The 14129-nt window shown below is 62.9% G+C and carries 12 protein-coding genes; 8 read left to right on the forward strand and 4 right to left on the reverse strand.

Going from position 1 to position 14129, the window contains the following annotated elements; translation table 11 throughout:
• Positions 1-28: 28 nt before the first annotated feature.
• Complete coding sequence (mrcB, locus tag ACMGGW_RS19110; RefSeq protein ID WP_025304218.1) at positions 29-2521, reverse strand: bifunctional glycosyl transferase/transpeptidase; 2493 nt, start codon at positions 2519-2521, stop codon at positions 29-31.
• Positions 2522-2639: 118 nt separating this feature from the next.
• Positions 2640-5078 (reverse strand): ATP-dependent helicase HrpB, encoded by a 2439-nt coding sequence (hrpB, locus tag ACMGGW_RS19115; RefSeq protein ID WP_193389599.1) that lies wholly within the window; start codon positions 5076-5078, stop codon positions 2640-2642.
• 189 nt (positions 5079-5267) lie between these two features.
• On the opposite strand from hrpB, the gene thpR reads away from it, so the two are divergent.
• The 6 genes from thpR to folK all read left to right on the forward strand — a co-directional run bounded on the left by thpR (position 5268) and on the right by folK (position 10246).
• Complete coding sequence (thpR, locus tag ACMGGW_RS19120; RefSeq protein ID WP_025304220.1) at positions 5268-5810, forward strand: RNA 2',3'-cyclic phosphodiesterase; 543 nt, start codon at positions 5268-5270, stop codon at positions 5808-5810.
• Entirely contained in the window at positions 5807-6514 is a 708-nt protein-coding gene (sfsA, locus tag ACMGGW_RS19125; protein ID WP_004937572.1) for a DNA/RNA nuclease SfsA, read from the forward strand. The genes thpR and sfsA overlap by 4 nt, the downstream gene beginning before the upstream one ends.
• Before the next feature lie 183 nt (positions 6515-6697).
• Positions 6698-7153: an RNA polymerase-binding protein DksA gene (gene dksA / locus ACMGGW_RS19130; protein ID WP_004937569.1), complete on the forward strand. Its 456-nt coding sequence runs from the start codon at positions 6698-6700 to the stop codon at positions 7151-7153.
• A 72-nt stretch (positions 7154-7225) separates the two neighbouring features.
• Positions 7226-8137, forward strand: a complete 912-nt coding sequence (gene gluQRS, locus ACMGGW_RS19135) for a tRNA glutamyl-Q(34) synthetase GluQRS (protein WP_197832263.1) — start codon at positions 7226-7228, stop codon at positions 8135-8137.
• A gap of 61 nt (positions 8138-8198) precedes the next feature.
• Entirely contained in the window at positions 8199-9746 is a 1548-nt protein-coding gene (gene pcnB, locus ACMGGW_RS19140; RefSeq protein WP_075200639.1) for a polynucleotide adenylyltransferase PcnB, read from the forward strand.
• Positions 9746-10246, forward strand: coding sequence for a 2-amino-4-hydroxy-6-hydroxymethyldihydropteridine diphosphokinase (gene folK, locus ACMGGW_RS19145; protein WP_004937558.1), 501 nt, complete (start codon positions 9746-9748; stop codon positions 10244-10246). Before pcnB ends, folK begins: the two co-directional genes overlap by 1 nt.
• A 5-nt stretch (positions 10247-10251) precedes the next feature.
• On the opposite strand, the gene qseC is transcribed toward folK, so the two are convergent.
• Both qseC and qseB read right to left on the reverse strand, forming a co-directional pair.
• A complete protein-coding gene (gene qseC, locus ACMGGW_RS19150; RefSeq protein WP_049205553.1) occupies positions 10252-11610 on the reverse strand; it encodes a quorum sensing histidine kinase QseC in 1359 nt (452 codons plus the stop codon).
• Positions 11607-12269: a quorum sensing response regulator transcription factor QseB gene (qseB, locus tag ACMGGW_RS19155; protein ID WP_004937550.1), complete on the reverse strand. Its 663-nt coding sequence runs from the start codon at positions 12267-12269 to the stop codon at positions 11607-11609. The genes qseC and qseB overlap by 4 nt, the downstream gene beginning before the upstream one ends.
• A 166-nt stretch (positions 12270-12435) precedes the next feature.
• Between qseB and panB the strand changes: the two genes are divergently transcribed.
• Both panB and panC read left to right on the forward strand, forming a co-directional pair.
• A complete protein-coding gene (panB, locus tag ACMGGW_RS19160; protein ID WP_025304226.1) occupies positions 12436-13230 on the forward strand; it encodes a 3-methyl-2-oxobutanoate hydroxymethyltransferase in 795 nt (264 codons plus the stop codon).
• A gap of 23 nt (positions 13231-13253) precedes the next feature.
• Positions 13254-14108 (forward strand): pantoate--beta-alanine ligase, encoded by an 855-nt coding sequence (gene panC, locus ACMGGW_RS19165; RefSeq protein ID WP_049205552.1) that lies wholly within the window; start codon positions 13254-13256, stop codon positions 14106-14108.
• The last annotated feature ends 21 nt before the right edge of the window (positions 14109-14129 follow it).

Consider the following 14129-nt stretch of genomic DNA (forward strand, 5'->3'; position numbering starts at 1 on the left):
TTCACCGGGGCCGACGCCCCGGTAGCGATTACTGACCGAACATATCCTTGATCCAGCCGGCGACGCCATCGCCATCTTTTTGCTCACCCGCCGCCGGTTGCTGCTGTTGCTGCACCGCCGCCTGGCTGGCCTGGCACAATCCCTGCGGATTGTCGGTCCAGACCGGGATGGTGCGCCAGCTGCCGCCGCCGCAGATAAAGTTGCCGGCAGAGTCGATGCTCATCTGGTTTATGCCTTCCGGCGGCTGCAGCATCAGCGGCAGCGGCGTCTGGTTTTCCAGATAGCGGCGATAGAGGGTCAACGCGCCGTTGGCGCCGGTCAGCTTGGCCGGGCCGTTGTTGTCGCGCCCCACCCAGGCGATCGCCACTTCCTTGCCGTCGATGCCAGCGAACCAGCTGTCGCGCAGATCGTTGGTGGTACCGGTTTTCGCCGCCAGGTTGTAGTTCGGGAACTTCACCGACAGCGAGCGGGAGGTCCCGCGCGCCACGCCCTGCTGCATCGCGTACAGCGTCAGGTAAGCGGCCTGCGCCGGCACCATGCGTTCCGCCTGCGGGAAGCTCTGGTACAGCACCGTGCCGTCTTCGGCGATCACCGAACGCACCGCCGACAGTGGCGCACGGTTACCGCCGCTGGCGATGGTCTGGTACTCCTGCGCGACTTCCATCGGCGTCAGGCCGATCGCCCCCAGCAGCATCGAAGGCACCGGATTGATCTCCGCTTTCGGGATCCCCAGGCGTTGCAGCGTGGCGCTGATCTGATCCAGCCCGACCGACAGGCCGAGGTTCACCGTCGGCACGTTCAGCGAGTTGGCCAACGCATCCACCAGCATCACCTGACCGCGGAATTTGCGATCGTAGTTGTTCGGCTGCCAGACGGCGCCGTTCGGCTGTTTCAGCGACAGCGGCGCATCCGCCAGCCAGGTGTTGAGGCGGTATTTGTCCGGCTCGGACAGCGCGGTCAGGTACGTTGGCGGTTTGGCCAGCGAGCCGACCAGGCGTCGCGCCTGCATGGCGCGGTTGAAACCGGCGAACTGCGGGTTGGCGCCGCCGACCATGGCGCGTACTTCACCGCTGAAGCGATCGACGATCACCATCGCCGCTTCCAGATCCTGCAGGTGACGCGCAGCGCGCAGCGCCGGGATGCCGTCTTCGACCGCTTTTTCCGCCGCGTCTTGCGACACCGGATCCAGCGTGGTGAAGATCTTCACGCCGGACAGGTCATTGACCTTATCGCCCAGCTTGGTTTGCAGTTCCTGACGCACCATCTGCATAAACGCCGGCTGTGGCGTAATGACGCCGCCTTTCGGCTGCACGCCCAGCGGACGCGCGCTCAGCATGTCATACAGCTCGCCGTCGATCACGCCCTGGTTCTGCAGCAGTTTGAGCACCAGGTTGCGGCGTTCCAGCGCCAGTTTCGGGTTGCGCCACGGGTTATACAGCGACGCGCCCTTGACCATGCCGACCAGCAACGCCTGCTGATCGAGGCTCAGCTCGTCCACCGGACGGCCGAAGTAATACAGGCTGGCCAACGGGAAACCGCGGATCTGGTCGCTGCCGCTCTGGCCGAGGTACACCTCGTTCAGATACAGCTCCAGGATGCGGTCTTTGCTGTAACGGTAATCCACCAACAGCGCCATATAGGCTTCGTTGGCCTTACGCCACAGCGAACGTTCGTTGGTCAGGAACAGGTTCTTCACCAGCTGCTGCGTCAGGGTACTGCCGCCCTGCACCGCACGACCGGCGGTCAGGTTGGCCAGCACCGCGCGGCCGATGGAGTACGGGCTGATGCCGTCATGCTCATAGAAATGGCGGTCTTCCGTGGCGATCAGCGTGTCTACCAACAGATCCGGGAAACCGGAACGCGGCACGAACAGGCGCTGTTCACCGTTAGGCGACTGCAGCATGGTGATAAGACGCGGATCGAGGCGGAAGAAGCCGAAGCTGCGGCCGCTGTCCAGATTTTCGATCTTCGCCAGGCGGTTGTTCTGGAAGTCGAGACGGGCGCGGATCTGCCCTTCTTTACCATCCGGGAAGTCGAACGGGCGGCGCAGCATTTCGATGCTGTTGGCCTGCACGGTAAACTCGCCCGGGCGCGTCATGCGGCTGACCTGGCGATACTGCATGCCTTCCAGCAGGTTGACCATCTCCTTCTTGCTGTACGGCATACCCGGTTCCAGGTTGACCATGCGGCCGTACACCGCCGCCGGCAGCTGCCAGACTTTACCGTCGATGCGGCTGCGGATCTGCGAGTCCAGGTAGACGCCATAGATTGCCAACAAGACGGCGATCACCAGGATCAGTTTGATAAACAGGCCGAGCCAACGGCGTTTTTTACGCGGCGGAGTCGCTTTTACCTTACGCGGCATGCGTTCCTCCTCCTCTTCATACTCATCATCGTCATACTCGTCTTCTTCGTAATCGTCATAATCGTCGTCTCGGCGACGGCGCGGCGGCTTGCGCGACGCGGTGCTTTTTGGTTGTTTTCCTTTGCGCCCGATGGGCTCGCGGTCATCCCCAGCCATGGCTGTTGTTCTCCGAGCTTGCCGACACTGCCGGCCATGATTAGTCGCTTAATCTGTGCCTACGCCGCAGCGCTGACCAGAAGAAACATCTGAATTCCAAACCTTAAATGATCGCGACCTACTGATATTTCTTCGTTCGGCACGTCGGTACCGCCGTGGCCGGATCGTCCGGCCAAACGTGTTTAGGGTAGCGGCCCTTCATCTCTTTTTGCACCTCGCGATAGGCGCCTTGCCAGAAGGCCGCCAGATCGCCGGTGATTTGCAACGGCCGGTGCGCCGGTGAGAGTAACTCAAGCACCACCGGGATGCGACCCTCCGCCAACATCGGGCTGCGCTGCTCGCCGAACACCTCCTGCAAACGCACCGCCAGCGCCGGCGGTTTACCGGCCTCATAACGAATCGGTAAACGGCTGCCGGTCGGCACAGTGTAATGAGTGGGTAACGCATTATCCAGCCGCTGCTTTTGCTGCCAGTCCAGCAGACGGGACAGCGCTTCGGCGATGTTGACCTGCTTCAATCCGCGCAGATCGCGCACGCCGTTCAGCGACGGCAACAGCCACTGCTCCAGCGCCGCCAGCAGCGGCTCTTCATCCATCGCCGGCCACTCCGCCTCCGGCAGCCAGGCTTGCGCGCACTGCAGGCGCACCCGCAATTGTTCAGCGGCCCCCTCCCAGTTGAGCACCGCCAACCCCTGTGCGCGCACCCAGTCGAGCAGCGCCTGCTGCAGCTCTTCGTCCGCCGGTTTGGCCAGCGGCTGAGCGCGCAGCGTCAGACGACCGATCTGCTGGCGCTTCCAGGCGCGCAGCGTGCCCTTCTCTTCATCCCATTCCACCGCCGTGCGCTGCGTGACGATCGCCGGCAGCTGCGCCGCCAGGGCTTCGATGTCCACCGGCAGCGCCAGCAGGATACGCGCATCGGGGCTGTTGTGGCTCTGCAACAGGCTGGGAACGATAAGCCAGGGGGCGCGCGACAGCGCCTCGTCCTGGTTCATCGCCGCGCCCAGGCCGTTGGCCAGCAGGTAGCGGCCGTCCTGGCCACGGCGCTGGGCGATGCGATCGGTAAACGCCTGCGCCAACAGGCGCGGCGCCAGATCGACGTCGACTTGCCCCGCACGTTGCGGCAGGCGTTTGGTCAACTGCGCGGCGCGCTGCCGCCAGTTCGGTTGCGGGCGGCTCAGCCAGTAGCCGATATCCATCTGCCCGCCGCGCGGCGGTTCTTCCAGCAATGCCGCCAGCAACGCCGCCGTCGCCAGGCCGTCGGCGCTCAGTGCCGCCCCGGCGACCAGCATCGCCGCCAGCCGCGGCTCGCACCCCAGCGCGGCCATCTGGCGCCCCGGCGCGGTAAGTTTGCCGCCGTCATCCGTGGCTCCCAGCCGGTGCAACAGTGCCCTGGCCGCTGCCAATGCCGCCGCCGGAGGCGCATCAAGCCAGGTCAGCTGCGCCGGATCATGGCACCCCCACTGCAACAGCTCGAGCCAGAAGCCGGTGAGATCGCTTTGTAAAATTTCCGGTTCGGCATGTTCCGCCGCGCGCTCCGCCTGTTCTTTGGCGAACAGATGCCAGCAAATGCCCGGCTCCAGGCGCCCGGCGCGCCCGGCGCGCTGCACCATCGAGGCCTGACTGATGCGCTGCGTCGCCAGCCGCGTCAAACCGTTGCGCACGTCGTAACGCGCCACGCGCTCCAGGCCGCTGTCCACCACCAGCCGAATGCCCTCGATCGTCAGGCTGGTTTCGGCGATGTTGGTCGCCAGCACCACCTTGCGGCGGCCAGGCGCCGCCGGCTGAATCGCTTTTTGCTGTTGCGCCAAAGGCAGGGCACCATACAGCGGGCAAAGATCGGTATCGCTCGCCACCTCGCCGGTCAATCGCTCCAGCACCCGATTGATCTCCGCTACGCCCGGCAGGAACAACAGCAAAGACCCCGGCTGTTCGGCCAGCAGACGCTTCACCGCCGCCGCTACGCCATCCTCCAGCCGCTGATGGCTGGCCAACGGCTGATATAAACGTTCAACCGGAAAGCTGCGTCCCTCTGACACCACCACCGGTGCCTGCGGCAACAGCTGCGTCATACGGACGTTGTCCAGCGTGGCCGACATGATCAGCAGTTTCAGATCGTCGCGTAGCCCTTGCTGCACGTCGAGCAGCAGCGCCAGCGCCAAATCGGCCTGCAGACTGCGTTCGTGAAATTCATCGAGGATCACCAGCGACACGCCCTGCAGCTCGGCATCCTGCTGCAGCATGCGGGTGAGAATGCCTTCCGTCACCACTTCCAGCCGGGTCTGCGGCCCGCTTTTACTTTCGGCGCGCATGCGGTAGCCCACGGTCTGGCCGGGCTCCTCCCCAAGTTGCTGTGCCAGGCGGTAAGCGACGTTTTTCGCTGCCAGCCGCCGCGGCTCCAGCATGATAATGCGCCCCGGCAATCCGGCCTTAGCCAGGATCTGCAGCGGCAACCAGGTGGATTTACCGGCGCCGGTCGGGGCGTGCAACAGCACCTGAGGAGCGGACTGCAGCGCAGCCAGCAACTCATCAAGCACCGCGCTGACGGGCAATGAAGACACTGAACTCTCCGTGGTGGTTAACGTTAAACGGCGTACAGTGTAGCATTAGCTTTGCCCCCGTAGCCTTTCAAACTGCGGCGTCGTTAGCTATAGTACGGAGCTCATCCATGCGCCCCGCTTCGCGCGAGACCGTTGCAAACCGCATTCAAGTCTGTTCCTGACGGATTTGTCATTATTTACCGAGCCCCCATGTCCAATTCGCGCCGCCTGTTTTTCGCCCTGTCTTTGCCTGATGCCCTGCAACAGCAGGTGATCCGCTGGCGCGCCGAGGCGTTTGCGCCGGAGGCCGGCCGACCGGTGGCGGCGGCCAATTTGCACCTGACGCTGGCGTTTCTTGGCGAGGTCACCGCGCAGAAAGAGCTGGCGCTGCGCAAACTGGCCGGCCGCATCGTTCAACCCGGCTTCAGCATGCGGCTCGACGATCTCGGCCATTGGCCGCGCCCCGGCGTGGTCTGGCTCGGCACCCGCCGCGCACCGCGCGGGCTGCTGCAGCTGGCCGAGCTGCTGCGTTCGCAGGCCGCCCGCAGCGGCTGCCACCAAAGCGCGCTGCCGTTCCATCCGCACATCACGCTGTTGCGCGCCGCCACCCAGCCGGTGGCCATCCCGCCGGCGACGCCGGGCTGGGCGTTCAGCGCCGACGCCTTTTCCTTATATGAGTCGGTGTTCGAAAACGGCCGCACCCGCTATCAACACCTCGAACAGTGGCCGCTGGCCAAGCAGGCATCCGCATGATTTTCTCTCCACCGCTGCGTTCCGCCACGCTGATCAAACGTTACAAGCGCTTTCTGGCGGACGTGATCACCCCGGAAGGGGAAACCTTTACGCTGCACTGCGCCAATACCGGCGCCATGACCGGCTGCGCCACGCCCGGCGATACCGTTTGGTACTCCACCTCGGACAACCCCAAACGTAAATACGCCCACAGCTGGGAGCTGACCCATACCCAACAGGGACACTGGATCTGCGTCAACACCCTGCGCGCCAACGCGCTGGTGCGCGAGGCGATTGAACACAATTTAATCAATGAATTATCCGGTTACAGTAAAATTAGTGGCGAAGTGAAATACGGCGGTGAAAACAGCCGTATCGATTTGTTATTACAGGCAGAAAATCGGGTTAACTGCTATATTGAAGTTAAGTCAGTCACATTACTGCAACAACAACGTGGTTACTTTCCTGATGCGGTAACGCTCAGAGGGCAAAAGCACCTGCGTGAGTTGCTCAGCGTGGTTGAAAGCGGGCAACGGGCGGTGTTGTTCTTTGCCGTGTTACACAGCGGTATTGAGCAGGTCGCACCGGCACATCATATAGATGAGCGCTATGCGGCGCTGTTGGCACAGGTCCGGCAGTTGGGAGTGGAAGTGGTTTGCTATGGGGCAAAATTATCACCTGACGGTATTTATCTCTGCGATAAGCTGCCGTTTTTTATCGATTAGCGCAGTCGGGTCCCTATAAATAGACAACCGGCCAGCACGATCGCCAAATACGCCCTCCTTCACACGATTGTCAAGCGGGCGACAGGAATAATTGCCAACCTACCTTCCTTCTGTTATTTATAGCGGCCTGTTTTTCCCCCGCATTGGGGATTCGATAGTGCGTGTGTATGTAGGAGAAGCAACATGCAAGAAGGGCAAAACCGTAAAACCTCGTCCTTGAGCATTCTCGCCATCGCTGGGGTGGAGCCGTACCAAGAGAAGCCGGGCGAAGAGTACATGAACGACGCCCAGTTGTCGCATTTCAAGCGCATTCTTGAAGCGTGGCGCAACCAGCTCAGGGACGAAGTGGACCGTACTGTATCGCATATGCAAGAAGAGGCAGCCAACTTCCCTGATCCGGCCGACCGCGCTACCCAGGAAGAAGAGTTCAGCCTTGAACTGCGTAACCGTGACCGTGAACGCAAACTGATCAAAAAGATCGAGAAAACGCTGAAGAAAGTGGAAGACGATGATTTCGGCTACTGCGAATCTTGTGGCGTGGAGATCGGCATTCGTCGACTCGAAGCGCGTCCGACCGCCGATCTGTGCATCGACTGCAAGACGCTGGCTGAGATCCGCGAAAAGCAGATGGCCGGCTAATACCGTTGTTACCGCTGCGGCGTGCGCACCTGCGTGCGCCGCACAGAGAAAAGGGAACCTCTCCCCTCTGATATGCAAGAAAGTCATTATGTGGGGCGCTTTGCCCCATCGCCTTCCGGGGATCTGCATTTCGGTTCGCTGATTGCCGCTCTGGGAAGCTACCTTCAGGCTCGCGCCCAACGCGGGCAGTGGCTGGTTCGCATCGAAGATATCGACCCGCCGCGCGAAGTCCCCGGCGCCGCCGCTCGCATCCTGTCCGCGCTGGAACATTATGGTCTCCACTGGGACGGCCAGGTCATCTATCAATCCCAACGTCACGATGCCTATCGCGCCGCGCTGGATCTGTTGCAGCGCCAGGGGCTCAGCTATTACTGCACCTGCACCCGCAGCCGCATCCAGCACATCGGCGGATTGTACGACGGCCACTGCCGCGATTTGCAGCTCGGCCCGCAGGGTGCCGCCATCCGCTTGCGTCAGACCGCCCCCGTTTACCGGTTCCACGATCGCCTGCAGGGAGAATTGCACGCCGATCCGGCGCTGGCGCGGGAAGACTTTATCATTCGCCGCCGCGACGGGCTGTTCGCTTACAATCTGGCGGTGGTGATCGACGACCATTTTCAGGGCGTGACCGAGATTGTCCGCGGCGCCGATCTGATCGAACCGACGGTGCGCCAAATTGCCCTTTACCGCCAGCTGCAGGCGCCGGTGCCCACTTATGTGCATCTGCCGCTGGCGCTGGGTGCCAACGGCATCAAGCTGTCGAAGCAAAACCATGCGCCGGCATTGCCCGCTGGCGATCCGCGGCCGGTGCTGATCGCCGCGCTGAAATTTCTGCGCCAACCGCTGCCGGAAAGCTGGCAAGATCTTGACCTGCCATTATTATTGAGCTGGGCGATCGAACACTGGCGGTTGGAAAACGTGCCGCGTCAGGAGGCTATCCCTCTGGATGAAAACACGCCGGCATTCTCAAAGGAGCCATGGTGAGCTATGATTAGCCGCTATTTTTTGTTAGCTCCATTTTTATCAGTCACTATCGAGGTGTACCATTTTTACCCGAGTAGCCAACTTCTGTCGTAAGGTACTGACCCGCGATGACAAGCTGCCCCGCGACGACGCGGCGGCCGGCGATAAAAACGTAGTCCGCGAAGAGCGTGCCGCGGCGCCAAGCCGCCCTGCGCCGCAGCCGCGCGCCGCCGATAACGGCAGCAACGCCCCTGCCCGCCGCTCAACGCCGCGCAAGCGTCCGCCTTTTCCTATCGCCGAGAGCAACGACTCGATGACCGTGATCCCGCGCGAACAGCACTCGATCTCCCGTAAAGACATCAGCGAAAATGCGCTGAAAGTGCTTTATCGCCTGAACAAGTCCGGCTACGAGGCCTATCTGGTCGGCGGCGGGGTGCGCGATCTGTTGCTCGGCAAAAAGCCGAAAGACTTCGACATCACCACCAACGCCACGCCGGAGCAAGTGCGCAAGCTGTTCCGCAACTGCCGCCTGGTCGGCCGCCGTTTCCGCTTGGCGCACGTGATGTTCGGGCCGGAGATCATCGAAGTGGCCACCTTCCGCGGTCACCACGAACAGAATCAGGAATCCGACAAGAACTCGTCTCAGCAGGCGCAAAACGGCATGCTGCTGCGCGACAACATCTTCGGTTCGATCGAGGAGGACGCCCAGCGCCGTGATTTCACCATCAACAGCCTGTACTACGGCGTGGCGGATTTCACCCTGCGCGATTACGTCGGCGGCCTGAACGATCTGAAGCAAGGCGTGATCCGCCTGATTGGCGATCCAGAAACCCGCTACCGCGAAGATCCGGTGCGCATGCTGCGCGCGGTGCGCTTCGCCGCCAAGCTGGATATGAGCATCAGCGAAGAGACCGCCGAGCCGATCCCGCGCCTGGCCTCGCTGCTGCACGAGATCCCGCCGGCGCGCCTGTTCGAAGAATCCCTCAAGCTGCTGCAGGCGGGTTACGGTTTCCAGACCTACCTGAAGCTGTGCGAATACCAGCTGTTCCAACCGCTGTTCCCGCTGATCGCCCGCAACTTCACGCCGAACCACGATACGCCGATGGAGCGCATTCTGGCGCAGGTGCTGAAGAACACCGATCACCGTCTGCAGAACGACATGCGCGTCAACCCAGCCTTCCTGTTTGCCGCCATGCTGTGGTACCCGCTACTGGAGCACGCGCAGAAGCTGGCGCAGGAAAGCGGCCTGGCGTACTACGATGCCTTCGCGCTGGCGATGAACGACGTACTCGACGAGCAGTGCCGCTCGCTGGCGATCCCGAAACGCATCACCACGCTGGTGCGCGATATCTGGCAGCTGCAGCTGCGCCTGTCCCGCCGTCAGGGCAAACGCGCGCACAAACTGATGGAACATCCGAAATTCCGCGCCGCCTATGATTTGCTGGCGCTGCGTGCGGAAGTGGAAGACAATCAGGAGATGCTGCGTCTGGCCGAGTGGTGGGGTGAGTTCCAAGACGCCACGCCGGCGCGGCAGAAAGCCATGCTGAGCACCCTGGGTGACGATCCGGCGCCGCGCCGCGCGCGTCAACGCCGTCCTCGTCGCCGGGCACCGCGTAAAGAAGGGGCATAATGATCCGCGTTTATATCGCGCTGGGCAGCAACCTGGCGCAGCCGCTGCAACAGGTTAACGCCGCGCTGGAGGCGCTGGAGCATCTCCCGCGCACCCGGCTGGTCACCTGTTCTTCGTTTTACCGCACCAAGCCGCTGGGGCCGCAAAACCAGCCGGACTTTCTCAACGCGGTGGTGGCGCTGGATACCCTGTTGCCGCCCGAACAGCTGCTCGACCATACCCAGGCGATTGAACGCAATCAGGGGCGCGTGCGCAAGGATGAACGCTGGGGGCCGCGCACGCTCGATTTGGACATCATGCTGTACGGCGACAAGGTGATCCATACCGATCGCCTGACCGTACCGCATTACGGCCTGAAAGAGCGCGAATTCATGCTCTACCCGCTGGCGGAAATCGCCCCCGACCTGATTTTCCCTGATGGCGAACCGCTCGCCAGCTGCCTCAAGCGCGTGCCGGAAAACGGCATGGCGCTGTGGCACTCGCCAAAACCGAAATCCTGACCTACCTACAGCGCCAACCGCGCAACGAATCCCCCCGCCGAGCGATTGGCGAAACTGATCTGTAAACCATGCAAGCCGGCAATACGCTGCACGATAGATAACCCCAGCCCGCTGCCGGTTTGTTCCTGTCCCGGCGGGCGATAGAAACGTTCTCCCAGCCGCGCCAGATGCTCCGCGGTCACCCCCGGGCCGTCATCCTCTACCGTCAGCGAACGTTCGCTCAGCGTCACGGTGACGACGCCGCCCTGCGGGGTATAGCGCACCGCGTTGTCCAGCAAGTTGCGCAATAGCAGCGACAACAGCAAGGTTTCCCCCTGACGCGGCGGTGGCGTTCCCCGATGTTCATAGCGCAGCGTCACACCCGCCGCATGGGCTTGCCGATCCTGTTCCGCCAGGGTCATCGTCACCAGATCGTTCCAGTCGATAGGCGCCAGCTCGGCCAGATCCGACAGCGAATCCAGCCGCGACAGCGTCAGCAGTTGATCCACCAGCCGGGTCGCGCGATCGATGCCGACCGTCAGATTGTCCAGCGCGTGCTCGCGCATCGGCGCATCATCCCCCGCCAACTGCACCACTTCGGTCTGCACCCGCAATGCCGCCAATGGGCTGCGCAATTCGTGTGCGGCATCGGAGGTGAAGCGTCGCTCCCGCACCAGCAAAGCGTTGATGCGAGCGAACAGCGCATTGAGCGCATCCACCAGCGGGCGCACCTCGGTCGGCACCTGGCGCGCATCCAGCGGCGTGGCGTCATCGGGTGCACGCCGACGCAAACCGGCGGCCACCGCACGCAGCGGCCGCAGCTCGCGCCCCACCATCAGCGCGATCAGCAGCATCAGCACCGGCAGCGTCGCCAGCCAGGGCACCAATTGGCCCGTCACCATGCCCAGCGCCATATCGCGCCGGTAATCCCACTCCTGCCCCACGACAATGCGGTAGCGCCCGTCCGGGCTGGTCAACCATACCAGGCGCCAGCTGTCGTCATCGCCTTTGCGCTCACCGTCGGTAAAACCTTCACGCTCCCCGTCAAACAGGAAATCAGCGCCGTTCTCGCCGTCGTTGAGCAGCATCTTGCCGTCGCGATCGAAGATGGCGAACGCCAGCGCGTCGTCGTCCTGCTCGCCGCGCTTGCCGTGGTGCACCAGCTTCTTGGTTTTCGGCAGGCTGCGCGCGCTTTCATCGGCCAGCAGATCGCCGAGGTTGGCGGTCGCCAGCCGCTTGGCGAACAGCATCTGTTGGGTATCGAACACTTCGTTGATGGTGTTGCGCGACATCACCCAGGCCACCACGCTGGCGGTGCTCCAGGTCAGCAGCGCCAGCAGGCTGAAGATCAGGATCAGGCGCAGCCGCAGGCTGAGACGCTTCACGGCGCATCCCCCAGCGTGTAACCCACGCCGTGGATGGTACGGATGAAGCCGTTGCCCAGCTTGCGCCGCAGGTGGTGAATATGTACCTCCACCGCGTTGCTGCTCACCTCGTCATCCCAGTTGTACAGCTTCTCCTGGATCAACGGCCGCGCCAGCACCCGCCCCTTGTTGTGCAGAAACAGCTCCAGTACCGCCAATTCGCGCGGCGTCAGCGTCACCGGCTCGCCGTTGCAGCTCACGCTGCGGGTGGCGCTGTCGAACACCACGTTGCCGTGCGTCAGCTGTGGCATCAGTTGGCCGTGGCGACGGCGGATCAGCGCCTGCAGGCGCGCCGCCACTTCGGCCAGCGCGAACGGCTTGCACAGGTAATCGTCGGCGCCGCTTTGCAGCCCGCTGACCCGCTGCTCCAGCGCGTCGCGGGCGGTGAGGATCAGCACCGGCACGTCCTGCCCCGCCTGGCGCCACTGGCGCAGCAGATCCAGGCCGTCGAGGCCCGGCAGGCTGAGATCGAGGATCACCGCGTCGTACGGCGCACTGTCCAGCGCATTTTTGCCGACGGCGCCGTCGGTGAACCAGTCCAGATTGAAGCCGAGTTTGGTCAGCCCGGCCTTGATGCCGTCACCGATCAGTTTGTCATCTTCGATCAACAGAATTCGCATGAGTATCCCTTTTGAGTCTTGGCGCCATTGCACCACAAGGTTCTTAAGAACCGCTTAAGCATGGCGATCCGCGCTACCCACCCCGATCGGGTTACAGTAGAATGGCTGCACTTTTTTGCAGCCTGGGCCTGCGTAAGCCGCACGGCCCGTTTCAGGAGACGTTGTGATGAAACCCACCACCGTGACCCATTTGCGCCAGTGGAAACAGGAGCAGCGCAAGTTTGCTACCCTTACCGCCTACGATGCCAGCTTTGCCAAACTGTTTGAAGAGCAAGGCATCAAAGTCCTGTTGGTGGGCGATTCGCTGGGCATGACGCTGCAGGGCCACGACTCCACGCTGCCGGTCACCGTCGCCGACGTGGCCTACCACACGCGCGCCGTGCGCCGCGGCGCGCCGGCCTGCCTGCTGCTGGCCGATCTGCCGTTCATGAGTTACGCCACCCCGGAACAGACCTTCGCCAACGCCGCCGAGCTGATGCGCGCCGGCGCCAACATGGTGAAACTGGAAGGCGGCAGCTGGCTGTGCGACACGGTGAAAATGCTCGCCGAGCGCGCCGTGCCGGTGTGCGGCCACCTGGGCCTGACGCCGCAGTCGGTCAACGTGTTCGGTGGCTATAAGGTGCAAGGGCGCGACGAACTGGCCGCCAAACAGCTGCTGCAGGACGCGCAGAATCTGGAACTGGCCGGCATTCAGCTGCTGGTGCTGGAATGCGTGCCGACCGAGCTGGCGCGCCAGATCACCGAAGCGTTGTCCATTCCGGTCATCGGCATCGGCGCCGGCAGCGGCACCGACGGCCAGATCCTGGTGATGCACGACGCCTTCGGCATTACCGGCGGCCACACGCCGAAGTTCGCCAAGAACTTCCTGGCGCAGAGCGGCGATATCCGCACGGCGGTGCAGCACTACATTCAGGAAGTGGAGCAAGGCCTCTACCCGGCGGCTGAACACTCTTTTAACTAAGCGATGGTTCCAGGAGTCACCCAATGATTATTATCGAAACCCTGCCGATGCTGCGTCAGCAGATCCGCCGCTGGCGCCAGGAAGGCAAACGCATCGCGCTGGTGCCGACCATGGGCAACCTGCACGACGGCCACATGACGCTGGTCGATGAAGCGCGTGCCCGCGCCGACGTGGTGGTGGTGAGCGTCTTCGTCAACCCGATGCAGTTCGATCGCCCAGACGATCTGGCACGCTACCCGCGCACGCTGCAGGAAGACAGCGAGAAGCTGACTCGCCGCGGCGTCGATCTGGTGTTCGCCCCGGCCCCGGCCGCGGTTTATCCGCAGGGCCTGGAGCAGCAGACCTACGTCGACGTGCCGGGCATCTCCACCATTCTGGAAGGCGCAAGCCGGCCGGGCCACTTCCGCGGTGTTTCCACCATCGTCAGCAAGCTGTTCAACCTGGTGCAGCCTGATTTGGCCTGTTTCGGCGAGAAGGATTACCAACAGCTGGCGCTGATCCGCAAAATGGTGGCGGACATGGGTTACGACATCGATATCGTCGGCGTGCCGACCGTGCGCGCCAAAGACGGCCTGGCCCTCAGCTCGCGCAATGGCTACCTGACCGCCGAAGAGCGCAAGGTTGCGCCGCAGCTGAGCAAAATCATGAACGCGCTGGCGCAACAGCTGGCCAATGGCGAGCGTCAGGTCGAAGCGCTGCTGGAGCAGACCGCCGAGCAGCTGCGCGCCGCCGGCTTTACGCCGGATGAGTTGTTTATTCGCGACGCCGACAGCCTGCAGCCGCTGACGGTGGACAGCCAGCGGGCGGTGGTGTTGATGGCCGCCTGGCTGGGCAAGGCGCGTCTTATCGACAACCAGCAGGTCGACCTGACGCTGTAAGCCGTTTTTTATACTATCGTC

It is taken from the genome of Serratia sp. BNK-4, from assembly GCF_048685115.1.
In the GTDB taxonomy this organism is placed as follows: Bacteria; Pseudomonadota; Gammaproteobacteria; order Enterobacterales; family Enterobacteriaceae; genus Serratia; species Serratia bockelmannii.

What these genes read in the sequence shown, in the direction of transcription:
- qseB (WP_004937550.1), bottom strand. Translation starts at nt 12,269, where the DNA reads ATGCGAATTCTGTTGATCGAAGATGACAAACTGATCGGTGACGGCATC.
- sfsA (WP_004937572.1), top strand. Translation starts at nt 5,807, where the DNA reads ATGATTTTCTCTCCACCGCTGCGTTCCGCCACGCTGATCAAACGTTAC.
- panB (WP_025304226.1), top strand. Translation starts at nt 12,436, where the DNA reads ATGAAACCCACCACCGTGACCCATTTGCGCCAGTGGAAACAGGAGCAG.
- dksA (WP_004937569.1), top strand. Translation starts at nt 6,698, where the DNA reads ATGCAAGAAGGGCAAAACCGTAAAACCTCGTCCTTGAGCATTCTCGCC.
- folK (WP_004937558.1), top strand. Translation starts at nt 9,746, where the DNA reads ATGATCCGCGTTTATATCGCGCTGGGCAGCAACCTGGCGCAGCCGCTG.
- thpR (WP_025304220.1), top strand. Translation starts at nt 5,268, where the DNA reads ATGTCCAATTCGCGCCGCCTGTTTTTCGCCCTGTCTTTGCCTGATGCC.
- mrcB (WP_025304218.1), bottom strand. Translation starts at nt 2,521, where the DNA reads ATGGCTGGGGATGACCGCGAGCCCATCGGGCGCAAAGGAAAACAACCA.
- panC (WP_049205552.1), top strand. Translation starts at nt 13,254, where the DNA reads ATGATTATTATCGAAACCCTGCCGATGCTGCGTCAGCAGATCCGCCGC.
- gluQRS (WP_197832263.1), top strand. Translation starts at nt 7,226, where the DNA reads ATGCAAGAAAGTCATTATGTGGGGCGCTTTGCCCCATCGCCTTCCGGG.